The 22,233-nt window shown below is 41.7% G+C and carries 34 protein-coding genes; 33 read left to right on the top strand and 1 reads right to left on the bottom strand.

The window, feature by feature from the left end; all coding sequences use genetic code 11:
* Positions 1–50: 50 nt before the first annotated feature.
* Both polA and PCY07_RS07965 read left to right on the top strand, forming a co-directional pair.
* Positions 51–2,696 (top strand): DNA polymerase I, encoded by a 2,646-nt coding sequence (polA, locus tag PCY07_RS07970; RefSeq protein ID WP_301356112.1) that lies wholly within the window; start codon positions 51–53, stop codon positions 2,694–2,696.
* A gap of 134 nt (positions 2,697–2,830) precedes the next feature.
* The gene (locus PCY07_RS07965) at positions 2,831–3,259 is read left to right on the top strand and encodes a CoA-binding protein (protein WP_195227895.1); all 429 of its coding nucleotides are present in this window, start codon (positions 2,831–2,833) and stop codon (positions 3,257–3,259) included.
* Between the two features lie 93 nt (positions 3,260–3,352).
* On the opposite strand, the gene PCY07_RS07960 is transcribed toward PCY07_RS07965, so the two are convergent.
* Positions 3,353–4,222: a DUF975 family protein gene (locus PCY07_RS07960; protein WP_003017057.1), complete on the bottom strand. Its 870-nt coding sequence runs from the start codon at positions 4,220–4,222 to the stop codon at positions 3,353–3,355.
* A 150-nt stretch (positions 4,223–4,372) separates the two neighbouring features.
* Between PCY07_RS07960 and tgt the strand changes: the two genes are divergently transcribed.
* The 31 genes from tgt (at position 4,373) to PCY07_RS07805 (ending at position 22,013) form a co-directional block, all read left to right on the top strand.
* A complete protein-coding gene (gene tgt / locus PCY07_RS07955) occupies positions 4,373–5,515 on the top strand; it encodes a tRNA guanosine(34) transglycosylase Tgt (RefSeq protein WP_041826176.1) in 1,143 nt (380 codons plus the stop codon).
* Positions 5,516–5,945: 430 nt separating this feature from the next.
* Entirely contained in the window at positions 5,946–6,254 is a 309-nt protein-coding gene (gene rpsJ, locus PCY07_RS07950) for a 30S ribosomal protein S10 (RefSeq protein ID WP_003009585.1), read from the top strand.
* An 81-nt stretch (positions 6,255–6,335) separates the two neighbouring features.
* A complete protein-coding gene (rplC, locus tag PCY07_RS07945) occupies positions 6,336–6,962 on the top strand; it encodes a 50S ribosomal protein L3 (RefSeq protein ID WP_003010846.1) in 627 nt (208 codons plus the stop codon).
* A 24-nt stretch (positions 6,963–6,986) separates the two neighbouring features.
* Positions 6,987–7,610, top strand: coding sequence for a 50S ribosomal protein L4 (gene rplD, locus PCY07_RS07940; protein ID WP_003009591.1), 624 nt, complete (start codon positions 6,987–6,989; stop codon positions 7,608–7,610).
* Positions 7,610–7,906: a 50S ribosomal protein L23 gene (locus PCY07_RS07935; RefSeq protein ID WP_003009593.1), complete on the top strand. Its 297-nt coding sequence runs from the start codon at positions 7,610–7,612 to the stop codon at positions 7,904–7,906. The genes rplD and PCY07_RS07935 overlap by 1 nt, the downstream gene beginning before the upstream one ends.
* A gap of 17 nt (positions 7,907–7,923) precedes the next feature.
* Complete coding sequence (rplB, locus tag PCY07_RS07930) at positions 7,924–8,757, top strand: 50S ribosomal protein L2 (protein ID WP_000512900.1); 834 nt, start codon at positions 7,924–7,926, stop codon at positions 8,755–8,757.
* A gap of 96 nt (positions 8,758–8,853) precedes the next feature.
* Positions 8,854–9,135, top strand: a complete 282-nt coding sequence (gene rpsS, locus PCY07_RS07925; protein WP_000533766.1) for a 30S ribosomal protein S19 — start codon at positions 8,854–8,856, stop codon at positions 9,133–9,135.
* Between the two features lie 11 nt (positions 9,136–9,146).
* Complete coding sequence (rplV, locus tag PCY07_RS07920; protein ID WP_000818139.1) at positions 9,147–9,491, top strand: 50S ribosomal protein L22; 345 nt, start codon at positions 9,147–9,149, stop codon at positions 9,489–9,491.
* A 12-nt stretch (positions 9,492–9,503) separates the two neighbouring features.
* Positions 9,504–10,157: a 30S ribosomal protein S3 gene (gene rpsC, locus PCY07_RS07915; protein ID WP_003002336.1), complete on the top strand. Its 654-nt coding sequence runs from the start codon at positions 9,504–9,506 to the stop codon at positions 10,155–10,157.
* Between the two features lie 3 nt (positions 10,158–10,160).
* Positions 10,161–10,574, top strand: coding sequence for a 50S ribosomal protein L16 (gene rplP, locus PCY07_RS07910; RefSeq protein ID WP_000960947.1), 414 nt, complete (start codon positions 10,161–10,163; stop codon positions 10,572–10,574).
* A 9-nt stretch (positions 10,575–10,583) separates the two neighbouring features.
* Positions 10,584–10,790, top strand: a complete 207-nt coding sequence (gene rpmC, locus PCY07_RS07905) for a 50S ribosomal protein L29 (protein WP_003002350.1) — start codon at positions 10,584–10,586, stop codon at positions 10,788–10,790.
* Positions 10,791–10,813: 23 nt separating this feature from the next.
* Positions 10,814–11,074 carry a 30S ribosomal protein S17 gene (gene rpsQ / locus PCY07_RS07900; RefSeq protein WP_000440801.1) on the top strand — a complete coding sequence of 87 codons (261 nt, stop codon included), beginning with the start codon at positions 10,814–10,816 and terminating at the stop codon, positions 11,072–11,074.
* 25 nt (positions 11,075–11,099) lie between these two features.
* Positions 11,100–11,468 carry a 50S ribosomal protein L14 gene (gene rplN / locus PCY07_RS07895; protein WP_003002384.1) on the top strand — a complete coding sequence of 123 codons (369 nt, stop codon included), beginning with the start codon at positions 11,100–11,102 and terminating at the stop codon, positions 11,466–11,468.
* Positions 11,469–11,541: 73 nt separating this feature from the next.
* The gene (rplX, locus tag PCY07_RS07890) at positions 11,542–11,847 is read left to right on the top strand and encodes a 50S ribosomal protein L24 (protein WP_003002315.1); all 306 of its coding nucleotides are present in this window, start codon (positions 11,542–11,544) and stop codon (positions 11,845–11,847) included.
* A gap of 23 nt (positions 11,848–11,870) precedes the next feature.
* Positions 11,871–12,413 carry a 50S ribosomal protein L5 gene (gene rplE, locus PCY07_RS07885; RefSeq protein WP_003009606.1) on the top strand — a complete coding sequence of 181 codons (543 nt, stop codon included), beginning with the start codon at positions 11,871–11,873 and terminating at the stop codon, positions 12,411–12,413.
* Between the two features lie 17 nt (positions 12,414–12,430).
* Positions 12,431–12,616, top strand: a complete 186-nt coding sequence (locus PCY07_RS07880; RefSeq protein WP_001085699.1) for a type Z 30S ribosomal protein S14 — start codon at positions 12,431–12,433, stop codon at positions 12,614–12,616.
* A 283-nt stretch (positions 12,617–12,899) separates the two neighbouring features.
* Complete coding sequence (gene rpsH / locus PCY07_RS07875; protein WP_003010897.1) at positions 12,900–13,298, top strand: 30S ribosomal protein S8; 399 nt, start codon at positions 12,900–12,902, stop codon at positions 13,296–13,298.
* A gap of 189 nt (positions 13,299–13,487) precedes the next feature.
* Entirely contained in the window at positions 13,488–14,024 is a 537-nt protein-coding gene (gene rplF / locus PCY07_RS07870) for a 50S ribosomal protein L6 (protein ID WP_003017011.1), read from the top strand.
* 83 nt (positions 14,025–14,107) lie between these two features.
* The gene (rplR, locus tag PCY07_RS07865; RefSeq protein WP_003010871.1) at positions 14,108–14,464 is read left to right on the top strand and encodes a 50S ribosomal protein L18; all 357 of its coding nucleotides are present in this window, start codon (positions 14,108–14,110) and stop codon (positions 14,462–14,464) included.
* A 17-nt stretch (positions 14,465–14,481) separates the two neighbouring features.
* Positions 14,482–14,976, top strand: a complete 495-nt coding sequence (gene rpsE / locus PCY07_RS07860; RefSeq protein ID WP_003016997.1) for a 30S ribosomal protein S5 — start codon at positions 14,482–14,484, stop codon at positions 14,974–14,976.
* 14 nt (positions 14,977–14,990) lie between these two features.
* Entirely contained in the window at positions 14,991–15,173 is a 183-nt protein-coding gene (rpmD, locus tag PCY07_RS07855) for a 50S ribosomal protein L30 (protein ID WP_002894509.1), read from the top strand.
* Positions 15,174–15,319: 146 nt separating this feature from the next.
* Positions 15,320–15,760 carry a 50S ribosomal protein L15 gene (gene rplO, locus PCY07_RS07850; protein ID WP_003002405.1) on the top strand — a complete coding sequence of 147 codons (441 nt, stop codon included), beginning with the start codon at positions 15,320–15,322 and terminating at the stop codon, positions 15,758–15,760.
* 12 nt (positions 15,761–15,772) lie between these two features.
* Complete coding sequence (secY, locus tag PCY07_RS07845) at positions 15,773–17,083, top strand: preprotein translocase subunit SecY (protein WP_003017005.1); 1,311 nt, start codon at positions 15,773–15,775, stop codon at positions 17,081–17,083.
* Positions 17,084–17,179: 96 nt separating this feature from the next.
* Positions 17,180–17,836, top strand: coding sequence for an adenylate kinase (locus PCY07_RS07840; RefSeq protein ID WP_003017039.1), 657 nt, complete (start codon positions 17,180–17,182; stop codon positions 17,834–17,836).
* A 116-nt stretch (positions 17,837–17,952) separates the two neighbouring features.
* Positions 17,953–18,171: a translation initiation factor IF-1 gene (gene infA, locus PCY07_RS07835; RefSeq protein WP_001029883.1), complete on the top strand. Its 219-nt coding sequence runs from the start codon at positions 17,953–17,955 to the stop codon at positions 18,169–18,171.
* A 23-nt stretch (positions 18,172–18,194) separates the two neighbouring features.
* Positions 18,195–18,311, top strand: a complete 117-nt coding sequence (gene rpmJ / locus PCY07_RS07830; RefSeq protein ID WP_001808836.1) for a 50S ribosomal protein L36 — start codon at positions 18,195–18,197, stop codon at positions 18,309–18,311.
* 17 nt (positions 18,312–18,328) lie between these two features.
* Complete coding sequence (gene rpsM / locus PCY07_RS07825; RefSeq protein WP_003009631.1) at positions 18,329–18,694, top strand: 30S ribosomal protein S13; 366 nt, start codon at positions 18,329–18,331, stop codon at positions 18,692–18,694.
* A gap of 23 nt (positions 18,695–18,717) precedes the next feature.
* Positions 18,718–19,101, top strand: a complete 384-nt coding sequence (rpsK, locus tag PCY07_RS07820) for a 30S ribosomal protein S11 (protein ID WP_003002390.1) — start codon at positions 18,718–18,720, stop codon at positions 19,099–19,101.
* Between the two features lie 45 nt (positions 19,102–19,146).
* Positions 19,147–20,085 carry a DNA-directed RNA polymerase subunit alpha gene (locus tag PCY07_RS07815; RefSeq protein ID WP_003009635.1) on the top strand — a complete coding sequence of 313 codons (939 nt, stop codon included), beginning with the start codon at positions 19,147–19,149 and terminating at the stop codon, positions 20,083–20,085.
* 11 nt (positions 20,086–20,096) lie between these two features.
* Positions 20,097–20,483: a 50S ribosomal protein L17 gene (rplQ, locus tag PCY07_RS07810; protein ID WP_003002399.1), complete on the top strand. Its 387-nt coding sequence runs from the start codon at positions 20,097–20,099 to the stop codon at positions 20,481–20,483.
* A gap of 258 nt (positions 20,484–20,741) precedes the next feature.
* Positions 20,742–22,013, top strand: a complete 1,272-nt coding sequence (locus PCY07_RS07805; RefSeq protein ID WP_301356095.1) for a gamma-glutamylcysteine synthetase — start codon at positions 20,742–20,744, stop codon at positions 22,011–22,013.
* Positions 22,014–22,233: the final 220 nt, after the last annotated feature.

Raw genomic sequence — 22,233 nt, 5'->3', positions numbered from 1 at the left:
GTAGAGTTTTTATGTACCAGAGACCTTGTGATTCGTGGTATAATAAGCCTATGGAAAAAAAGAACAAATTACTACTCATCGACGGGTCTTCCGTCGCTTTTCGTGCCTTTTTCGCACTCTATCATCAAATTGATCGCTTCAAAAATGCCAATGGGTTACATACCAATGCGGTCTATGGCTTTAACCTCATGTTGAGCCATCTCTTGGAGCGCATCCAACCGACCCATGTCCTCGTTGCTTTTGATGCAGGCAAGACGACTTTTCGGACGGAGATGTATGCCGACTACAAAGGAGGCCGGGCAAAAACACCAGATGAATTCCGTGAGCAGTTTCCTTTTATTCGCGAGCAACTGGATCATTTGGGAATCCGCCATTATGAGCTGGCCCAGTATGAGGCGGATGATATTATTGGAACGCTTGATAAGATGGCAGAAGCGACCTCAGTACCCTTTGAAGTCACCATTGTCTCTGGGGACAAGGATTTGATCCAGCTGACGGATGACAATACGGTGGTGGAAATCTCCAAAAAAGGGGTGGCAGAGTTTGAAGAATTCACTCCAGTCTATCTGAAAGAAAAGATGGGGCTGACACCAGAGCAGTTTATTGACCTCAAGGCCTTGATGGGAGATAAGTCGGATAATATCCCGGGTGTCACCAAGATTGGAGAAAAGACCGGGATCAAACTACTCCTAGAATACGGCTCTCTCGATGGCATTTACGAGCATATCGATGAGATGAAGGCTTCTAAGATGAAGGAAAACCTCATCAATGACAAGGAACAGGCCTATCTGTCCAAGACCCTTGCGACCATCGATACCAATGCGCCCATTGAAATTGGGCTTGACGACATCACCTATACGGGCCCCCATCTAGAAAATCTCGCCAAGTTTTATGAGGAGATGGGCTTCAAGCAACTCCGTCAGGCCTTGGATCTCAGTGGAGAAGAGGCGGCTCCTGTAGCCATTGACTATACAGAAGTCGAGCAAGTCACTCCAGATATGCTTACGGAAGATAGTTTCTTCCATTTCGAGATTTTTGGAGACAATTACCATACGGAACCCATTATCGGCTTTGCATGGGGGACCAAAGGTCAGCTCTACGCGAGTACAGATACTGGTCTTTTACAAACACCGATTTTCAAAGAATTTCTCGAAAAAACGCCCCTCAAGGTCTATGACTTCAAGCGGGCCAAGGTCTTGCTCAGCCACTTGGGTATTACCCTTCAAAAGCCGGCATTTGACAGTCGATTGGCCAAGTATCTCTTGTCGACCGTAGAGGACAATGAAATTTCAACCATTGCGAGTCTCTATAGTCAGATTGCGCTACCGCTGGACGAAGTCGTTTATGGCAAGGGAGCCAAAAAAGCTATTCCAGAAAAGGCAGTCCTATTAGAGCATTTGGCACGGAAAGTCGCTGTTCTACTGGATACAGAAGAGCCTATGATGGAGCAGTTGCAAGCCCATGACCAGCTAGATTTGCTCTATGATATGGAGCAACCACTAGCAGCTGTTTTGGCCAAGATGGAAATCGCGGGGATCAAGGTAGAGCGCCAGACCCTAGAAGATATGCAGGTGGAAAATGAAGTAGTCTTGGAGCGCTTGACTCAAGAAATCTACGAGCTTGCAGGCGAAGAATTTAACATCAATTCTCCAAAACAATTGGGGGTCATTCTCTTTGAAAAATTGGAACTCCCTCTTGAATATACGAAGAAGACCAAAACCGGCTATTCAACAGCCGTCGATGTCTTGGAACGCCTAGCTCCAATTGCACCGATTGTATCTAAGATTCTTGAATACCGCCAAATCGCAAAAATCCAGTCTACCTATGTGGTGGGCTTGCAAGAGGCTATCCTAGAGGATGGAAAAATCCATACCCGCTATGTGCAGGATTTGACGCAGACAGGCCGTTTGTCCAGCGTGGATCCCAATCTGCAAAACATCCCTGTCCGTTTGGAACAAGGCCGTCTTATTCGCAAGGCCTTTGTCCCAGAAGAGGAAAACAGTGTCTTGCTCAGTTCGGACTATTCACAGATCGAATTGCGCGTCTTGGCCCATATTTCAGGAGATGAGCATTTGATTGATGCCTTTAAGCATGGGGCAGATATCCATACATCGACTGCTATGCGGGTCTTCAATATTGAAAAACCAGAAGATGTGACGCCGAATGACCGGCGCAATGCAAAAGCGGTAAACTTCGGTGTGGTTTATGGAATTTCCGACTTTGGACTGTCTAATAATCTAGGGATCAGTCGAAAAGAAGCCAAGGCCTATATTGAAACCTACTTCGAACGCTACCCTGGCATCAAGAACTATATGGAAAGAGTGGTACGGGAAGCGCGTGATAAAGGCTACGTAGAAACTCTCTTCAAGCGTCGTCGGGAGATTCCAGATATCAATTCTCGCAACTTCAATGTTCGAGGCTTTGCGGAGCGGACAGCTATTAACTCACCTATCCAAGGATCGGCAGCAGACATCTTGAAAATTGCCATGATCCACTTGGACCAAGCGCTAGAAAGAGGAGCATACAAGACCAAGATGCTCCTTCAGGTGCACGATGAAATCGTTCTGCAAGTACCAAGTGATGAACTTGCAGCGATCAAAGAACTCGTCAAAGAGACCATGGAATCCGCTATCGAACTTGCAGTACCACTGGAAGCCGATGAAAATGAAGGCAAAACATGGTATGAAGCCAAATAAAATTGAGTTTGTTCAAAACAGAAAGCGGTAGGAGACTTTTCAGTTTCCTACCGCTTTTAACGACAAACACTTGCAATGCCTTCCGTATTGTTATACTATTTAAAGAAAGGAAACGCATACAAAAGGAGATTCTTATGGCTTATTCATTTCGCAATCCTAGTGATGGCATTATCAAACATTACCTAGAAACCAGCAAGATCATTGCTGTAGTTGGATTATCTGACCGTGAAGAGACGACTAGTCATCGTGTCAGCAAGGAGATGCAAGAGCGGGGCTACCGGATTATTCCCGTTAATCCTCGTGCAGCCGGTGGCCAAATCCTTGGAGAAACGGTGTACGCTAGCCTGCAGGAAATTCCTTTCCCAGTAGATATCGTCGATGTTTACCGTCGCAGTGAATTTTTGCCAGATGTAGCGCGTGACTTTATCGAGTCGGATGCGAAGATTTTCTGGGCGCAACTAGAGCTGGAAAATCAAGAAGCAGAAGAAATCCTTCGTGGAGCTGGACGAGAAGATATTGTCATGAACCGCTGTATCAAACGGGAACACACCCGACTGATCTGAGGAGACTCCCTATACGGTTTATAAATGACAAGAAATTAACAGTAGGGCTATAGAAGAAAACCCCAGCAGGAAACTGGGGTTTTCTTCTTACTCTTATTCAGTTTCATGGCTTGGATGGTCTGTGAAATGGCGCGGCCCTTGTTTAATCTGCTTGATTTGATCATAAAATGCAATTTGGCAGTTGATAAAGTAAGGCATGGTATAGAAGCCGATGACATCGCGCGTGAAGTAATTCAAGAAGTACCAACCAATCAAGGTTAGATCGAGCACCAAGCGATTGCTGCGGAACCCTTTCATGGTTTCACGACTTTGGCGAAGCACTCCAAAGGCTCCCTTGTAGTCGCCGTCTCGTAATTGCTCATAGAGGATCAATTCGACCAAGCTGAGACTGTAGTATTGTGGCAGGTAAAAGAGTAGGCCGAGTAGGCCCAGCACGACACCGGTAGTCATCAGAGGCATTTGTTGCATGAGAGATTGGAATTCAGGACTGGAAGCACTCAGAGTGCTAGGGTTGCTCACCTTGTCGTAAATCGCCAAAAATCGAATGCTGGCGTAGGTGCTGATGAGACTCCCCACATAGAGGATGAGTCCCCATAAAAAGAGGACGGCTTGCTTCAAGATCAAGGTGGCAAATACAGAGGTAAAGCGATCTTGTTTAAAGATATCTAAGACGCGTGTTCGGTGTTCGATCTTGGGATTAATCGTATCTAAATAGCTAAAAGTCGCACCGACCACTAAAATGGAGATGACAAAGGAGACGACAGAAGGAAAGAGCTGCCGCTGGATCATGTAGATACCTGCTTGCTGCAAGGTCATATCCGGTAGTAGATCGATCAGATCTTGCCCACTTAAGAGAAAGTTAGCAAGAATGGTCAACAGGACCGGAAGAGCAAAAAGGATAGCTAAGCCCGGTTGCTGGACTTGCATGGTACGTGCCCGGAGGCGAATCAGTTTAAGGTTCATAGATGACACTCTCTTCATAGTAGTACTTTTTATTATAACATAAGTCCGTGACAGAGCCGGTAAAATTTGGTACAATCGTACAGGTGCTCACAGGAAAACTGTGACAGGAATAAGAAGGCTGGGACTGTTTTTCCCAGTACGGAGGTAACCATGACAGATTCACCGATTCAATATCGATTAATCAAAAAAGAAAAGCATACAGGTGCTCGTCTGGGAGAAATTATTACCCCTCACGGGACCTTCCCGACCCCAATGTTTATGCCTGTAGGGACTCAGGCAACCGTTAAGACCCAATCGCCAGAAGAACTCAAGGAAATGGGTTCCGGAATTATCTTGGCCAACACCTACCATCTCTGGCTTCGTCCGGGGGACGACTTGGTCGCAAAAGCAGGAGGACTGCACCAGTTCATGAACTGGGACCAGCCCATTTTGACAGATAGTGGAGGCTTCCAGGTCTATTCATTGGCGGATACCCGCAACATCACCGAAGAAGGGGTAACCTTTAAAAATCACCTCAACGGCTCGAAGATGTTCCTCTCTCCAGAAAAGGCCATCTCCATCCAAAACAATCTAGGAAGCGACATCATGATGTCCTTTGATGAATGCCCTCAGTTCTATCAGCCTTATGATTATGTGAAAAAATCGATCGAACGGACCAGTCGTTGGGCAGAACGTGGGCTTAAGGCTCACCGTCGCCCTCATGATCAAGGTCTTTTCGGGATTGTCCAAGGGGCTGGATTTGAAGACTTGCGCCGTCAGTCTGTTCAAGATCTGGTCAGCATGGACTTCCCAGGCTATTCTATCGGTGGCTTAGCTGTTGGGGAAAGCCATGAAGAGATGAATGCCGTGCTGGATTTCACAACTCCACTCTTACCAGAGAACAAGCCACGCTATCTCATGGGAGTAGGAGCTCCAGACAGTCTGATCGATGGCGTTATTCGTGGAGTGGACATGTTTGACTGTGTCTTGCCGACGCGGATTGCGCGAAATGGTACCTGTATGACCAGCCAAGGACGCCTAGTGGTGAAAAATGCGCAATTTGCAGAAGACTTTACACCGCTGGATCCTGAATGTGATTGCTACACTTGTAAGAATTACACCCGAGCTTATCTTCGCCACCTCCTCAAGGCAGATGAAACCTTCGGCATTCGCTTGACCAGCTACCACAACCTGTACTTCTTGATCAACCTCATGAAGCAGGTCCGTCAAGCCATCATGGATGACAATCTTTTAGAATTCCGTGAGCATTTCGTCGAAAAATATGGCTATAATAAATCAGGACGGAATTTCTAGGAAAAGCTAAATAGGAAGAAAAAAGACTACAGCCATCTGAGAATAATAGGAATAACTGCTAGACGCAGTGGTTGATTGGTATCTTTGGAGCTTGTTAAGCTCCAAAGATAACCTAATCAACTGTGCGGGGGCGAGGCGACGAACAAATTGGATATAAATTTGTTCTGTCTCGCTCCCTTTTCCTATATAATAGCAACTTTTTTAGCACTCTATTTCTTCCGAAAACACTTTCATCAAAAAAACGAAAAAAATCTTCTCAAATCCCTTGCATTGGGCCTTTGTTTGTGTTAAACTACTATGGTGCTGTGAAAAACAGCTATTAGCTTTGATGCAAGAGGTTGCGACACGCTCGGTTGCATTGCCACGCAACGCGCGTCGGTTTTCTTGTGGAGCTAGCCTATTATCTTAAATAGACGAAAAGGAGAAAAAGATGGCAAACAAAAAAATCCGCATCCGTTTGAAAGCGTACGAACACCGTACACTCGACACAGCGGCTGCAAAAATCGTAGAATCAGCTACTCGTACAGGTGCACAAGTTGCGGGTCCAATCCCACTTCCAACTGAGCGTAGCCTCTACACAATCATTCGTGCGACTCACAAATACAAAGATTCTCGCGAACAATTTGAAATGCGTACACACAAACGTTTGATCGACATCATCAACCCAACTCAAAAAACAGTTGACGCTTTGATGAAATTGGATCTTCCAAGTGGTGTAAACGTAGAAATCAAACTTTAATCTAAAGGTTGATCCAGAGCATGAAAAACGCTCGTTAAAAACTTTTTGAATAAAAAACTATAGAAAAGGAACTATTTTCTCATGACAAAAGGAATCTTAGGGAAAAAAGTGGGAATGACTCAAATCTTCACTGAAGCTGGCGAATTGATCCCTGTAACAGTTATCGAAGCAACTCCAAACGTTGTTCTTCAAGTTAAAACTGTTGAAACAGATGGTTACAACGCTATCCAAGTTGGTTTCGATGACAAACGCGAAGTATTGAGCAACAAACCTGCTAAAGGACATGTAGCAAAAGCTAACACGGCTCCTAAGCGCTTCATTCGTGAATTCAAAAACGTTGAAGGCTTGGAAGTTGGTGCTGAAATCACAGTTGACACTTTCGAAGCTGGAGACATTGTTGATGTAACTGGTACTTCTAAAGGTAAAGGTTTCCAAGGTGTTATCAAACGCCACGGACAATCACGTGGACCTATGGCTCACGGTTCTCGTTACCACCGTCGTCCAGGTTCTATGGGACCTGTTGCACCTAACCGCGTATTCAAAGGTAAAAACCTTGCAGGACGCATGGGTGGCGATCGTGTAACGATTCAAAACCTTGAAGTTGTACAAGTTGTTCCAGAAAAGAACGTTATCCTTATCAAAGGTAACGTACCAGGTGCTAAGAAATCTCTTATCACTATCAAGTCAGCAGTTAAAGCTGGTAAATAATAAGGAAAGGGGAATACAGTCAAAATGGCAAATGTAACATTATTCGACCAAACTGGTAAACAAGCTGGCGAAGTTGTTCTTAACGATGCGATCTTTGGTATCGAACCAAATCAAGCAGTTGTGTTTGATGTCATCATCAGCCAACGTGCTAGCCTTCGTCAAGGAACTCACGCAGTTAAAAACCGTTCAGCTGTTTCAGGTGGCGGACGCAAACCATGGCGTCAAAAAGGAACTGGACGTGCTCGTCAAGGTTCTATCCGCTCTCCACAATGGCGTGGTGGTGGAATCGTCTTCGGACCAACTCCACGTAGCTATGCGTACAAACTTCCTCAAAAAGTTCGTCGCCTTGCACTTAAATCTGTTTACTCAGAAAAAGTTGCTGAAAACAAATTTGTAGCCGTTGATTCTCTTGAATTTACAGCTCCAAAAACTGCTGAATTTGCAAAAGTTCTTGCAGCTTTGAGCATCGATTCTAAAGTCCTTGTTATTCTTGAAGAAGGAAATGAATTCGCAGCTCTTTCAGCTCGTAACCTTCCAAACGTGAAAGTTGCGACTGCTACAACTGCAAGTGTTCTTGACATCGCAAATAGTGACAAACTTCTTGTTACTCAAGCAGCTATCTCTAAAATCGAGGAGGTTCTTGCATAATGAATTTGTATGATGTTATCAAAAAACCTGTTATCACTGAAAAGTCAATGGCTCAACTTGAAGCAGGCAAATATGTATTCGAAGTTGACACTCGCGCTCACAAACTTTTGATCAAACAAGCTGTTGAAGCTGCCTTTGAAGGTGTAAAAGTTGCGAATGTGAACACTGTAAACGTAAAACCTAAAGCAAAACGCGTTGGACGTTACACTGGTTTTACTTCAAAAACTAAAAAAGCTATCATCACGCTTGCAGCTGATTCTAAAGCAATCGAGTTGTTTGCTACTGAAGCTGAATAATCTAAGGAGGAAATATCGTGGGAATTCGTGTTTATAAACCAACAACAAACGGTCGCCGTAATATGACTTCTTTGGATTTCGCTGAAATCACAACAAACACACCTGAGAAAACTTTGCTTGTTTCTCTTAAAAACAAAGCAGGTCGTAACAACAACGGTCGTATCACTGTTCGTCACCAAGGTGGTGGACACAAACGTCATTACCGTTTGATCGATTTCAAACGTAACAAAGATGGAGTTGAAGCAGTCGTTAAAACAATCGAATACGATCCAAACCGCTCAGCTAACATCGCGCTTGTACACTACACTGACGGTGTGAAAGCTTACATCATCGCCCCTAAAGGTCTTGAAGTAGGTCAACGCATCGTATCAGGACCAGAAGCAGATATCAAAGTCGGAAATGCTCTTCCACTTGCTAACATCCCAGTTGGTACTTTGATCCACAACATCGAATTGAAACCTGGTAAAGGTGGAGAATTGGTACGTGCTGCTGGAGCTTCTGCTCAAGTATTGGGTTCTGAAGGTAAATATGTACTTGTTCGTCTTCAATCAGGCGAAGTTCGTATGATTCTTGGAACTTGCCGTGCTACAGTTGGTGTTGTCGGAAACGAACAACATGGACTTGTAAACCTTGGTAAAGCGGGACGTAACCGCTGGAAAGGTGTTCGCCCTACAGTTCGTGGTTCTGTAATGAACCCGAATGATCACCCACACGGTGGTGGTGAAGGTAAGGCACCAGTTGGACGTAAAGCGCCATCTACTCCTTGGGGTAAACCTGCGCTTGGTCTTAAAACTCGTAACAAGAAAGCGAAATCTGACAAACTTATCGTTCGTCGTCGCAACCAAAAATAATCATAAGCAACTAGCTTACACTTTCCGCCAGCTCGGTAGCGCTGCATAGCAGCGCAAGCCGCTGTGGTACTAATTTTTAAAGGAGAAAATTACAAAATGGGACGTAGTCTTAAAAAAGGACCTTTCGTCGATGAGCATTTGATGAAAAAAGTTGAAGCTCAAGCAAACGACGAAAAGAAAAAAGTAATTAAAACTTGGTCACGTCGTTCAACGATCTTCCCAAGTTTCATCGGATACACTATCGCAGTTTATGATGGACGTAAACATGTACCTGTTTACATCCAAGAAGACATGGTAGGTCACAAGCTTGGTGAATTTGCACCAACTCGTACTTACAAAGGTCACGCGGCAGACGACAAGAAGACACGTAGAAAATAAGGAGAACATAAATGGCAGAAATTACTTCAGCTAAAGCAATGGCTCGTACAGTGCGTGTTTCACCTCGTAAATCACGTCTTGTTCTTGACAACATCCGTGGTAAAAGCGTAGCCGATGCCATCGCTATTTTAACATTCACACCAAACAAAGCTGCAGGGATCATCCTTAAAGTGTTGAACTCAGCAGTAGCAAACGCTGAAAACAACTTTGGTTTGGAAAAAGCTAACTTGGTAGTATCTGAAGCATTCGCAAATGAAGGACCAACAATGAAACGTTTCCGTCCACGTGCGAAAGGTTCAGCTTCACCAATCAACAAACGTACAGCTCACATCACAGTAGCTGTTGCAGAAAAATAAGGAGGTAAACTCGTGGGTCAAAAAGTACATCCAATTGGTATGCGTGTTGGTATCATCCGTGATTGGGATGCCAAATGGTATGCTGAAAAAGAATACGCGGATTACCTTCATGAAGATCTTGCAATCCGTAAATTCATTCAAAAAGAATTGGCTGACGCAGCCGTTTCAACTATTGAAATCGAACGCGCAGTAAACAAAGTTAACGTTTCTCTTCACACTGCTAAACCAGGTATGGTTATCGGTAAAGGTGGAGCAAACGTTGATGCACTTCGTGCAGCTCTTAACAAATTGACTGGTAAACAAGTACACATCAACATCATTGAGATCAAACGTCCTGACTTGGATGCTCACCTTGTTGGTGAAGGAATTGCTCGTCAATTGGAACAACGTGTTGCTTTCCGTCGTGCACAAAAACAAGCAATCCAACGTGCTATGCGTGCTGGAGCTAAAGGAATCAAAACTCAAGTATCAGGTCGTTTGAACGGTGCAGATATTGCCCGTGCAGAAGGATACTCTGAAGGAACTGTTCCACTCCATACACTTCGCGCTGATATCGATTACGCTTGGGAAGAAGCAGACACTACTTACGGTAAACTTGGTGTTAAAGTATGGATCTACCGTGGTGAAGTTCTTCCAGCTCGTAAAGACGCTAAAGGAGGTAAATAACCAATGTTAGTACCTAAACGTGTAAAACACCGTCGCGAATTCCGTGGTAAAATGCGCGGTGAAGCAAAAGGTGGAAAAGAAGTAGCATTCGGTGAATACGGTCTTCAAGCTACAACTAGCCACTGGATCACAAACCGTCAAATCGAAGCTGCTCGTATCGCAATGACTCGTTACATGAAACGTGGTGGTAAAGTTTGGATTAAGATTTTCCCACACAAATCATACACCGCTAAAGCTATCGGGGTACGTATGGGATCTGGTAAAGGGGCTCCTGAAGGTTGGGTAGCACCAGTTAAACGTGGTAAAGTGATGTTCGAAATCGCTGGTGTATCTGAAGAGATCGCACGCGAAGCGCTTCGTCTTGCTAGCCACAAATTGCCAGTTAAAACTAAATTTGTGAAACGTGAAGCAGAATAAGGAGAGGTCATGAAACTTACAGAAGTAAAAGAATTTGTTAAAGAACTTCGTGGTCTTTCTCAAGAAGAACTCGCGAAGCGTGAAAATGAATTGAAGAAAGAATTGTTTGAACTTCGTTTCCAAGCGGCTGCTGGTCAATTGGAACAAACTGGACGTTTGAAAGAAGTGAAAAAACAAATCGCTCGTATCAAAACTGTTCAATCAGAAGCTAAATAATAGACTAGGGAAGGAGAATTTCAATGGAACGCAATAATCGTAAAGTTCTTGTTGGACGTGTTGTGTCTGACAAAATGGACAAAACAATCACAGTTGTAGTTGAAACTAAACGTAACCACCCAGTCTATGGTAAACGTATCAACTATTCTAAAAAATACAAAGCTCATGATGAAAACAATGTTGCTAAAGAAGGCGATATCGTTCGTATCATGGAAACTCGTCCGCTTTCAGCTACAAAACGCTTCCGTCTTGTAGAAGTCGTTGAAGAAGCGGTCATCATCTAATCATACCTGAAAGGAGAAAACGTAAATGATTCAAACAGAAACTCGTTTGAAAGTCGCTGACAACAGTGGCGCACGCGAAATCTTGACAATCAAAGTTCTTGGTGGTTCAAAACGTAAATTCGCGAGCATCGGTGATGTAATCGTTGCATCTGTAAAACAAGCTACTCCTGGTGGTGCGGTTAAGAAAGGTGACGTTGTAAAAGCTGTTATCGTTCGTACTAAATCAGGTGCTCGTCGTAAAGATGGTTCATACATCAAGTTTGACGAAAATGCAGCAGTGATCATCCGTGACGACAAAACTCCTCGCGGAACTCGTATCTTTGGCCCAGTTGCACGTGAATTGCGTGACGGTGGTTTCATGAAGATCGTATCACTTGCTCCAGAAGTACTTTAATCAATAAAAAACAAACACAGTCCCCTGGCTTAGCCAGGGTGCCCATCGGGCGTAAGAATAAAAGGAGAATAAAATGTTTGTAAAAAAAGGCGACAAAGTTCGCGTTATCGCTGGTAAAGACAAAGGCGTAGAAGCTGTTGTTCTTACTGCTCTTCCAAAAGTAAATAAAGTTGTTGTAGAAGGTGTAAACATCATCAAGAAACACCAACGTCCAAATAACGAAAACCCTCAAGGCGCAATCGTTGAAAAAGAAGCTCCAATCCATGCTTCTAACGTTCAAGTTTTGGACAAAAACGGTGTTGCTGGACGTGTTGGCTACAAATTTGTAGACGGCAAAAAAGTTCGCTACAACAAAAAATCAGGCGAAGTGCTTGACTAATCACGAAGGAAAGGAGAAGTATAATGGCTAATCGTTTAAAAGAAAAATACCTTAATGAAGTAGTACCATCATTGACTGAACAGTTCAACTATTCATCAGTTATGGCTGTGCCAAAAGTTGATAAAATCGTTTTGAACATGGGTGTTGGTGATGCAGTATCAAATGCTAAAAACCTTGAAAAAGCTGCTGAAGAGCTTGCTTTGATCTCAGGTCAAAAACCATTGATCACTAAGGCTAAAAAATCAATCGCCGGCTTCCGTCTTCGTGAAGGTGTTGCGATCGGTGCAAAAGTTACCCTTCGTGGTGAACGCATGTACGAATTCTTGGATAAATTGGTAACTGTTTCACTTCCACGTGTACGTGACTTCCATGGTGTTCCAACAAAATCATTTGATGGACGCGGGAACTACACACTTGGTGTGAAAGAACAATTGATCTTCCCAGAAATCAACTTTGATGATGTTGATAAAACTCGTGGTTTGGATATCGTAATCGTAACTACAGCGAACACAGACGAAGAATCACGTGCATTGCTTACTGGCCTCGGTATGCCGTTTGCAAAATAATATAGGAGGTAAAACTAATGGCTAAAAAATCTATGATTGCTAAGAACAAACGCCCAGCGAAGTTCTCTACTCAAGCATACACTCGCTGTGAACGTTGTGGACGTCCACACTCAGTTTACCGCAAGTTTAAACTTTGCCGTGTTTGCTTCCGTGAATTGGCATACAAAGGTCAAATCCCAGGTGTAACAAAAGCATCTTGGTAATTTAAGATATCAAGGGCGTTAAAACTCCAAGTGAAAATAGGAAACTTGACGAAGAAACTTTAGTTTCTAGGAAAGTTTATCTTTTTCACACAGAGTTTAGCCCGGGTTCAGTTGGGCTTGCCAATTTGAACACGAGCTACAGCTTTGGCAAAAAAGACCAATTTTCTTTGGAGCATCGCTCCTGTATCAAATTGCCTATTTTTGCTCTCGCTGTTACGCTCTCTGTATCATGTATTAACTAGCAAGTGCAACTTGCAAACTACTAGTAAGAGGAGAAATTATAATGGTTATGACTGACCCAATCGCAGACTTCCTTACACGTATTCGTAACGCTAACCAAGCAAAACACGAAGTACTTGAAGTACCTGCATCAAACATCAAAAAAGGAATTGCTGAAATCCTTAAACGCGAAGGTTTTGTAAAAAACGTTGAATTCATCGAAGATGACAAACAAGGCATCATCCGTGTATTCTTGAAATACGGACAAAACGGTGAAAAAGTTATCACAAACTTGAAACGTGTATCTAAACCAGGTTTGCGTGTTTACAAAAAACGTGAAGATCTTCCAAAAGTTCTTAACGGACTTGGAATTGCTATCCTCTCAACTTCTGAAGGTCTGCTTACTGATAAAGAAGCACGCCAAAAGAATGTTGGTGGAGAAGTTATCGCTTACGTTTGGTAATATTTAGCTCCCAATTTCGTTGTGACTCTTCGTTATTGTCTCTTGTCTAACCCAAAGTTATGTCTGCGAGACAATGCCTCGATTCACTTAGAAATTGAGACCTAAACATTAACTTTTAAATCAAAAAGATTTAAACCCCGTGAAAACTGGCCCGCAAAGGCCTGACAATTTAACAGGAGAATAAAAAACATGTCACGTATTGGTAATAAAGTTATCGTGTTGCCTGCTGGTGTTGAACTCACTAACAATGACAACGTTGTAACTGTAAAAGGACCTAAAGGAGAACTTACTCGTGAGTTCTCAAAAGATATTGAAATCCGTGTGGAAGGTACTGAAGTAACACTTCACCGTCCAAACGATTCAAAAGAAATGAAAACAATCCACGGAACAACTCGTGCCCTTTTGAACAACATGGTTACTGGTGTATCAGAAGGATTCAAGAAAGAACTTGAAATGCGCGGGGTTGGATACCGTGCACAACTTCAAGGATCAAAACTTGTTTTGGCTGTTGGTAAATCACACCCAGACGAAGTTGAAGCTCCGGAAGGAATTACTTTTGAACTTCCAAACCCAACAACAATCGTTGTTAGCGGAATTTCAAAAGAAGTAGTTGGTCAAACAGCTGCTTACGTACGTAGCCTTCGTTCACCAGAACCTTATAAAGGTAAAGGGATCCGTTACGTTGGTGAATTCGTTCGCCGTAAGGAAGGTAAAACAGGTAAATAATGTAGTTTGGTTGTTTTTCAACCAATCTTCATCTTACCAACTCAGTGCTTAGCACATGATTTTAAAATTAAGAGGTGAAAATTGTGATTTCGAAACCAGATAAAAATAAAATCCGTCAAAAACGCCACCGTCGCGTTCGCGGAAAACTCTCTGGAACTGCTGATCGCCCACGTTTGAACGTATTCCGTTCTAATACAGGCATCTACGCTCAAGTAATTGATGACGTAGCGGGTGTAACGCTCGCAAGCGCTTCAACTCTTGACAAAGAAGTTTCAAAAGGAACTAAAACTGAACAAGCCGTTGTTGTCGGCAAACTTGTTGCTGAACGTGCAGTTGCTAAAGGTATTTCTGAAGTGGTGTTCGACCGCGGTGGATATCTATATCACGGACGTGTTAAAGCTTTGGCTGATGCAGCTCGTGAAAACGGATTGAAATTCTAATAGGAGGACACTAGAAAATGGCATTTAAAGATAATGCAGTTGAACTTGAAGAACGCGTAGTTGCCATCAACCGTGTAACAAAAGTTGTTAAAGGTGGACGTCGTCTTCGTTTCGCAGCTCTTGTAGTTGTTGGTGACCGTAATGGCCGTGTTGGATTTGGTACTGGTAAAGCTCAAGAAGTTCCAGAAGCAATCCGTAAGGCTGTTGAAGATGCTAAGAAAAACTTGATTGAAGTTCCTATGGTTGGAACAACAATTCCACACGAAGTAACATCAGTATTTGGTGGAGCTCGCGTATTGTTGAAACCAGCTATCGAAGGGGCTGGAGTTGCTGCAGGTGGTGCAGTTCGTGCCGTTGTTGAATTGGCAGGAATCGCAGATGTGACATCAAAATCACTTGGATCAAACACTCCAATCAACATCGTTCGTGCGACTGTTAATGGTTTGGCACAATTGAAACGTGCTGATGAAGTTGCTGCTCTTCGTGGTATTCCAGTTTCTGACTTGGCTTAAGAAAGGAGATTCAAATGGCTCAAATTAAAATTACTTTGACTAAGTCTCCAATCGGACGCATCCCGTCACAACGTAAAACTGTTGTAGCACTTGGACTTGGCAAATTGAACAGCTCAGTCATCAAAGAAGATAATCCTGCAGTCCGTGGTATGATTACTGCAGTATCTCACTTGGTAACTGTTGAAGAAGTTAAGTAATTAAACTTAATTATAAGTGTTTTAGGGGTTATGAGATTTATTCTCAGCCCCTAAAACTAAATTTATTCGTATAGGCGAGTTTGTAGTTGGGACACCTTTTCCTGATTACATGCGTTAGCAATTTACAAAAGAGGAGAAAATATATAATGAAACTTCATGAATTACAACCTGCTACAGGTTCACGTAAAGTCCGCAACCGTGTTGGTCGTGGTACATCATCTGGTAATGGTAAAACTTCTGGCCGTGGTCAAAAAGGTCAAAAAGCTCGTAGCGGTGGCGGTGTTCGTCTTGGTTTTGAAGGTGGACAAACTCCATTGTTCCGTCGTCTTCCAAAACGTGGATTTACAAACATCAATGCTAAAGAGTATGCTATTGTGAACCTTGATCAATTGAACGCCTTTGAAGATGGTGCTGAAGTAACTCCAGTAGTACTTGTAGAATCAGGAATTGTAAAAGCTGAAAAATCAGGTATCAAAATTCTTGGTAACGGAGAATTGACTAAAAAATTAACTGTGAAAGCAGCAAAATTCTCCAAATCAGCTGAAGAAGCTATCACTGCTAAAGGTGGTTCAGTTGAAGTCATCTAAGTGAGGTGACCTATGTTTTTTAAATTATTAAAAGATGCGTTTAAGGTAAAACAAGTACGATCAAAGATTTTATTTACGATTTTTATCATTCTTGTTTTCCGCATTGGAACCACGATTACGGTGCCAGGTGTAAATGCGAAAATTCTGAACAACCTTCAAGATGTGTCCTTCTTGAACATGCTCAGTTTAGTTTCGGGAAATGCTATGAGGAACTTCTCGGTTTTCGCTCTAGGGGTTAGCCCATACATCACAGCTTCGATCGTCGTGCAACTTTTGCAGATGGATCTGTTACCTAAGTTTGTTGAATGGGGCAAACAAGGGGAAGTTGGTCGAAGAAAGCTCAATCAAGCGACACGCTATATTTCTTTGGTTTTGGCCTTTGTCCAATCCATTGGGATTACAGCCACCTTCCACACCTTGTCTCAGGCGAAATTAGTCGCTACTCCAAATGCCAAAACTTATCTGTTAATCGGTGCGATTCTGACGACCGGTTCCATGATTGTCACTTGGCTTGGAGAACAAATTACAGATAAAGGGTACGGAAATGGTGTTTCAATGATTATCTTTGCAGGGATTGTGTCATCAATTCCTGAGATGATTAAAGAAATCTATGAAAATGCATTTGTGAACGTTCGCTCTGGTCAAATGACCAATTCCCTCATTTTTGTTGGAGTTTTAATTCTTGCAGTTATGGTTATCGTTTACTTTACAACCTTTGTAGAGCAAGCACAATACAAGATTCCAGTCCAATATACAAAGATTGCTCAAGGAGCTCCATCAAGTTCTTACCTTCCTTTGAAAGTGAACCCAGCAGGAGTTATTCCTGTCATCTTCGCTAGTTCGATTACAGCAGCGCCTGCTGCAATTTTCCAAGTGATTAGCGCTATGGGTTACAATGCAGGATGGGTGAAAACAGCTCAAGCCATGTTGGCAACAAATACACCAACTGGTGTAGCGATGTACGCCTTATTGATCATTCTCTTCACCTTCTTCTACACGTTTGTTCAGATTAATCCTGAAAAAACGGCAGAAAACCTTCAAAAGAGTGGCGCCTATATTCCGGGCGTTCGCCCTGGTAAGGGAACAGAAGAGTTCATGTCTCGTTTGCTACGTCGTTTAGCAAGTGTGGGATCAGTATTCCTTGGCTTTATTACCATTATTCCAATCCTAGCTCGAGATTTATTTGGTTTGACAGACGCTGTTGCTCTTGGAGGAACTAGTTTGTTAATCATTATTTCAACAGGTATTGAGGGAATGAAACAATTAGAAGGCTACTTATTAAAACGTAAGTATGTCGGATTTATGGACACAACAACAGAATAGATTAAGGTTGACTTTGTCAGCCTTCTATTTTGTTTTTAAATGGAAATAGGAATTAATTCCTGCTTCCATTTAAAAACAAAATAAGGAGAATTCATCATGAATCTTTTAATAATGGGGTTGCCTGGAGCGGGTAAAGGAACTCAAGCAGCTAAAATCGTTGAAGAGTTTCACGTAGCGCACATCTCTACTGGCGATATGTTCCGAGCAGCGATGGCTAACCAAACTGAAATGGGTGTACTTGCAAAGTCATACATTGATAAAGGTGAGTTGGTACCAGATGAAGTTACCAATGGGATTGTCAAAGAACGCCTTGCTCAAGATGATATCAAAGAAACAGGTTTCCTTTTGGATGGGTATCCACGTACAATTGAACAAGCTCATGCTTTGGATCAAACTTTATCAGATCTTGGCATCACATTGGAAGGTGTCATTAACATCGAAGTAAATCCAGAAAGTTTGTTAGAACGCTTGAGTGGCCGTTTCATCTGTCGTACTTGTGGTGCAACTTACCACAAAGTATTTAATCCAACAAAAGTTGAGGGAACTTGTGATAACTGTCAAGGTCATGATTTCTACCAACGTGAAGATGATAAACCAGAAACGGTTAAACGTCGTTTGGATGTCAATATTGCACAAGGAGAACCTATCATTGAGTTTTATCGTTCAAAAGGACTCGTACATGACATCCAAGGAAACCAAGATATCAATGATGTATTTTCAGACATTGAAAAAGTCTTGTCCAATTTGAAATAAAAGCGTTTTTCATGCTTGCAATATTGGACAACTAGTGTTACAATTAGTTAGTCTGACTTATAATTGTTACCTCTGTGCTCAGAGGAATGAATCGAAATTTATGGAGGTACTTTTGCGTGGCAAAAGACGATGTGATTGAAGTAGAAGGTAAAGTAGTTGATACTATGCCGAATGCTATGTTTACGGTTGAACTTGAAAATGGACATCAGATTTTAGCAACAGTTTCTGGTAAAATTCGTAAAAACTATATTCGTATTTTAGCGGGAGATCGTGTTACAGTGGAAATGAGTCCGTACGATTTGACACGTGGACGTATCACATACCGCTTTAAATAATCGAAAAACTTGGAGGGATAAAAATGAAAGTAAGACCATCGGTCAAACCAATTTGCGAATACTGTAAAGTAATTCGTCGTAATGGTCGTGTTATGGTAATTTGCCCAGCAAATCCAAAACACAAACAACGTCAAGGATAAAATAGAAAGGAGAAAACATGGCTCGTATTGCTGGAGTTGACATTCCAAATGACAAACGTGTAGTAATTTCATTGACTTATGTGTACGGTATCGGACTTCCAACATCTAAGAAGATCCTTGCTGCTGCAGGTGTTTCTGAAGATATTCGTGTTCGTGATCTTACACCAGATCAAGAAGATGCTATCCGTCGTGAAGTTGACGCAATCAAAGTTGAAGGTGACCTTCGTCGTGAAGTAAACTTGAACATCAAACGTTTGATGGAAATCGGTTCATACCGTGGTATCCGTCACCGTCGTGGACTTCCAGTTCGTGGACAAAACACTAAAAACAATGCTCGCACTCGTAAAGGTAAAGCTGTTGCGATTGCAGGTAAGAAAAAATAAAATAAAATAAGGAGGTAAAAATCTTGGCTAAACCAACACGTAAACGTCGTGTGAAAAAGAATATCGAATCTGGTATTGCTCATATTCACGCTACATTTAACAACACAATTGTTATGATTACTGATGTGCATGGTAACGCAATCGCTTGGTCATCTGCAGGTGCACTTGGATTTAAAGGTTCTCGTAAATCTACACCATTTGCTGCTCAAATGGCATCAGAAGCTGCTGCAAAAGCTGCTCAAGAACACGGACTTAAATCTGTTGAAGTAACTGTTAAAGGTCCTGGTTCAGGTCGTGAGTCTGCTATTCGTGCACTTGCTGCTGCTGGTCTTGAAGTAACTGCAATCCGCGATGTAACTCCTGTACCACACAATGGTGCTCGTCCTCCAAAACGTCGCCGTGTATAATCATCAACAATTACACAGCTTTTCGTTTAAGAGGGAGTATAGCAAATGATTGAGTTTGAAAAACCAAATATAACAAAAATTGATGAAAACAAAGATTATGGCGTGTTTGTCGTAGAACCACTTGAACGTGGTTATGGTACAACACTTGGAAACTCACTTCGTCGTGTACTTCTGGCTTCACTTCCAGGTGCAGCTGTCACTTCAATCAACATTGAAGGTGTACTCCACGAATTTGATACCGTTCCAGGAGTCCGTGAAGACGTTATGCAAATTATTCTTAACGTTAAAGGAATCGCCGTTAAATCTTACGTCCAAGACGAAAAGATTATTGAACTTGATGTAGAAGGACCTGCAGAAGTAACTGCTGGAGATATTCTTACTGATAGTGACATCGAAATTGTAAACCCTGATCATTATCTATTTACAATCGGAGAAGGAGCATCTTTGAAAGCAACGCTTACTGTAAACAGTGGACGTGGCTATGTTCCAGCTGATCAAAACAAAAAAGATGATGCACCAGTGGGAACACTTGCTGTAGATTCAATCTATACGCCAGTGACAAAAGTCAATTACCAAGTTGAACCAGCTCGCGTTGGTAGCAACGATGGATTTGACAAGCTAACCCTTGAAATTTTGACAAATGGGACAATTATTCCAGAAGATGCCTTAGGTTTGTCTGCCCGTATTTTGACAGAACACCTAAATCTATTCACAAACTTAACTGAAATTGCTATTGCGACAGATGTTATGAAGGAAGTAGATACAACTTCTGATGATCGCATTTTAGAACGTACGATCGAAGAATTAGATCTTTCAGTTCGTTCATATAACTGTTTGAAACGTGCTGGCATTAATACTGTTTACGATTTGACTGAAAAATCAGAAGCAGAAATGATGAAAGTTCGTAACTTGGGACGTAAGAGTCTAGAAGAAGTTAAAATCAAACTTGCCGACTTAGGCCTTGGGTTAAAAAACGATAAATAGAGGAGGAATACATGGCTTACCGTAAACTAGGACGCACTAGCTCACAACGTAAAGCGATGCTTCGCGATTTGACTACAGATCTTATCATCAATGAAGCAATTGTAACAACTGAAGCACGTGCGAAAGAAATCCGTAAATCAGTTGAAAAAATGATTACTTTGGGTAAACGTGGTGATTTGCATGCACGTCGTCAAGCTGCTGCATTCGTACGTAACGAAGTTGCATCACAAAACTTTGATGAAGAAACAGGTAAATACTCAGAAACAACTGCACTTCAAAAATTGTTCTCTGAATTAGCACCTCGTTATGCTGAGCGCAATGGTGGATATACTCGTATCCTTAAAACTGAACCACGTCGTGGTGATGCTGCGCCAATGGCTATCATCGAATTGGTATAATATCATCAATTTTGTTGAGTGTTATGATGATGGAATACACTGTTATTCTTAGTCTAGCTCTGGTCTACCGCTGGGGATTTTCCCCAGCGGGAACACTCATCATATTGAATGAATGGTAGACGCTTGTTTACGAAATTGCTTTAACTTAAAACAATTTCGTAAGCAGGCGTTTTGTCTTGCTTTTCATGATGAGTAGTCGAGAATAGCAAAAAATGATATAATGGAACCCATATCTCCAATTGAAGAAAAAAGGATTTAATGACAAAACAACAAGCAATTAAATTACTAAAAGAGAAGTACCTTAGTAAAATGAAAGAGGATTCGGAACTCTTTGTCGGAGTTGAATTAGAGTTTCCGATTGTAGAAACAAATGGAAATAAAACAAATATAGAGGTGACGAAAAATCTTTTTCGAACCTTAGCAAACTTATCAGATTTTGAAGTCGAAAAAAGGGATGACGATCAAAATCCAATTCAATTGGTTCACTGCTCTTCTAAAGATCGTATTCTATTCGAGTTGAGTTACAATACAATTGAATTTGCATTTGAGAGAGCTCATTCTATAGATGAGGTAGCCAAACGTTTTGAGGCCTATTTGAAGATCATTCAACCGATTTTGCAAGAAAATAATCACGAAATTCAAGGGCATGGAATCCATCCTCTATGGAAAGAAAATGATAATAGCCCGGTGAAAATCGAACGATACAAGATGTTAATGGCTTTCCTTGCAATGAATGGTACAGGGATGAAAACACACCCCTATCCTTCGTACGGAGCATTTATATGCGGAAACCAAGTTCAATTGGATGTAAGGCGCGATAACTATATTCGCATCATTAATGCATTTAATAAAATTGAAGCAGCAAAAGCATATTTGTTTTCTAACTCAGAATTTTCATCAGAGGCTTGGGATACAAAAATTGCAAGAGATATCTTTTGGGAAGAATCCTTACATGGTTATTATAGGGAGAATGTAGGAATTTTTCCTAAGGACTACCAAAGCGAAGAAGAGTTTTTTAATAATCTTGCTAGAACGGCTATTTTTACAGTAACTAGAGAAGGTAAATCTTATTATTTTAAACCAATTCGAGTGGAGGACTATCTAGATCAAAAAGAAATTATAGCCTATACGACTGATGGAAAAGAGAAAAACATTAACCCTGTAAAAGAAGACCTAAAACAACATCGAAGTTACCAATTTCAAGATCTAACCGCCCGTGGTACAGTGGAATTTAGAAGTGTTTGTACACAACCATTAGAAACAACCTTTGCCCCGATAGCATTTGAGCTAGGCTTATTTGTACAGTTAGAAAAACTAGAAAACTATTTAGAACATTGTTCATTCTTAAGAAATGAAAAACAGGACTATAGGAACCTCAGAAAGAAATATTCAAAGAAAATTCTAAGCAAAAAAGAAAAAGAAAAAATAAAAACCTTTTCAAAGGAACTTCTAGAAATATCTAAGTCAGGATTGCTTGAAAGAGGCTATGAAGAGGAAAAATATTTAATCATTGATAAAGAATTAGACTAAGAGAAAAGCCTTTATTGTAGGCTTTTTTCGATTTTTTTAAAAAAATCTTAAAAAAAATAAAATTTTTTTAAAAAAAGTGTTGACAGTAAGAGTAGGTCATGATATACTAATATAGTTGTCGCGAGAGAGCGACAAAGACCTTTGAAAACTGAACAAGACGAACCAATGTGCAGGGCACTACAACTGAAGTTGTAGTAACTGAACAATAAAAAACAATAAA

It is taken from the genome of Streptococcus sp. SP1 (assembly GCF_030440005.1).
In the GTDB taxonomy this organism is placed as follows: Bacteria; Bacillota; Bacilli; order Lactobacillales; family Streptococcaceae; genus Streptococcus; species Streptococcus parasanguinis.
This window is presented reverse-complemented; position numbering and strand designations above follow the sequence as displayed.

Excerpts from the sequence above, each read along its gene's own strand:
- polA (WP_301356112.1), top strand. The coding sequence starts at position 51 with ATGGAAAAAAAGAACAAATTACTACTCATCGACGGGTCTTCCGTCGCT.
- PCY07_RS07965 (WP_195227895.1), top strand. The coding sequence starts at position 2,831 with ATGGCTTATTCATTTCGCAATCCTAGTGATGGCATTATCAAACATTAC.
- PCY07_RS07960 (WP_003017057.1), bottom strand. The coding sequence starts at position 4,222 with ATGAACCTTAAACTGATTCGCCTCCGGGCACGTACCATGCAAGTCCAG.
- tgt (WP_041826176.1), top strand. The coding sequence starts at position 4,373 with ATGACAGATTCACCGATTCAATATCGATTAATCAAAAAAGAAAAGCAT.
- rpsJ (WP_003009585.1), top strand. The coding sequence starts at position 5,946 with ATGGCAAACAAAAAAATCCGCATCCGTTTGAAAGCGTACGAACACCGT.
- rplC (WP_003010846.1), top strand. The coding sequence starts at position 6,336 with ATGACAAAAGGAATCTTAGGGAAAAAAGTGGGAATGACTCAAATCTTC.
- rplD (WP_003009591.1), top strand. The coding sequence starts at position 6,987 with ATGGCAAATGTAACATTATTCGACCAAACTGGTAAACAAGCTGGCGAA.
- PCY07_RS07935 (WP_003009593.1), top strand. The coding sequence starts at position 7,610 with ATGAATTTGTATGATGTTATCAAAAAACCTGTTATCACTGAAAAGTCA.
- rpsS (WP_000533766.1), top strand. The coding sequence starts at position 8,854 with ATGGGACGTAGTCTTAAAAAAGGACCTTTCGTCGATGAGCATTTGATG.
- rplV (WP_000818139.1), top strand. The coding sequence starts at position 9,147 with ATGGCAGAAATTACTTCAGCTAAAGCAATGGCTCGTACAGTGCGTGTT.
- rplP (WP_000960947.1), top strand. The coding sequence starts at position 10,161 with ATGTTAGTACCTAAACGTGTAAAACACCGTCGCGAATTCCGTGGTAAA.
- rpmC (WP_003002350.1), top strand. The coding sequence starts at position 10,584 with ATGAAACTTACAGAAGTAAAAGAATTTGTTAAAGAACTTCGTGGTCTT.
- rpsQ (WP_000440801.1), top strand. The coding sequence starts at position 10,814 with ATGGAACGCAATAATCGTAAAGTTCTTGTTGGACGTGTTGTGTCTGAC.
- rplN (WP_003002384.1), top strand. The coding sequence starts at position 11,100 with ATGATTCAAACAGAAACTCGTTTGAAAGTCGCTGACAACAGTGGCGCA.
- rplX (WP_003002315.1), top strand. The coding sequence starts at position 11,542 with ATGTTTGTAAAAAAAGGCGACAAAGTTCGCGTTATCGCTGGTAAAGAC.
- rplE (WP_003009606.1), top strand. The coding sequence starts at position 11,871 with ATGGCTAATCGTTTAAAAGAAAAATACCTTAATGAAGTAGTACCATCA.
- PCY07_RS07880 (WP_001085699.1), top strand. The coding sequence starts at position 12,431 with ATGGCTAAAAAATCTATGATTGCTAAGAACAAACGCCCAGCGAAGTTC.
- rpsH (WP_003010897.1), top strand. The coding sequence starts at position 12,900 with ATGGTTATGACTGACCCAATCGCAGACTTCCTTACACGTATTCGTAAC.
- rplF (WP_003017011.1), top strand. The coding sequence starts at position 13,488 with ATGTCACGTATTGGTAATAAAGTTATCGTGTTGCCTGCTGGTGTTGAA.
- rpsE (WP_003016997.1), top strand. The coding sequence starts at position 14,482 with ATGGCATTTAAAGATAATGCAGTTGAACTTGAAGAACGCGTAGTTGCC.
- rpmD (WP_002894509.1), top strand. The coding sequence starts at position 14,991 with ATGGCTCAAATTAAAATTACTTTGACTAAGTCTCCAATCGGACGCATC.
- rplO (WP_003002405.1), top strand. The coding sequence starts at position 15,320 with ATGAAACTTCATGAATTACAACCTGCTACAGGTTCACGTAAAGTCCGC.
- secY (WP_003017005.1), top strand. The coding sequence starts at position 15,773 with ATGTTTTTTAAATTATTAAAAGATGCGTTTAAGGTAAAACAAGTACGA.
- PCY07_RS07840 (WP_003017039.1), top strand. The coding sequence starts at position 17,180 with ATGAATCTTTTAATAATGGGGTTGCCTGGAGCGGGTAAAGGAACTCAA.
- rpmJ (WP_001808836.1), top strand. The coding sequence starts at position 18,195 with ATGAAAGTAAGACCATCGGTCAAACCAATTTGCGAATACTGTAAAGTA.
- rpsM (WP_003009631.1), top strand. The coding sequence starts at position 18,329 with ATGGCTCGTATTGCTGGAGTTGACATTCCAAATGACAAACGTGTAGTA.
- PCY07_RS07815 (WP_003009635.1), top strand. The coding sequence starts at position 19,147 with ATGATTGAGTTTGAAAAACCAAATATAACAAAAATTGATGAAAACAAA.
- rplQ (WP_003002399.1), top strand. The coding sequence starts at position 20,097 with ATGGCTTACCGTAAACTAGGACGCACTAGCTCACAACGTAAAGCGATG.
- PCY07_RS07805 (WP_301356095.1), top strand. The coding sequence starts at position 20,742 with ATGACAAAACAACAAGCAATTAAATTACTAAAAGAGAAGTACCTTAGT.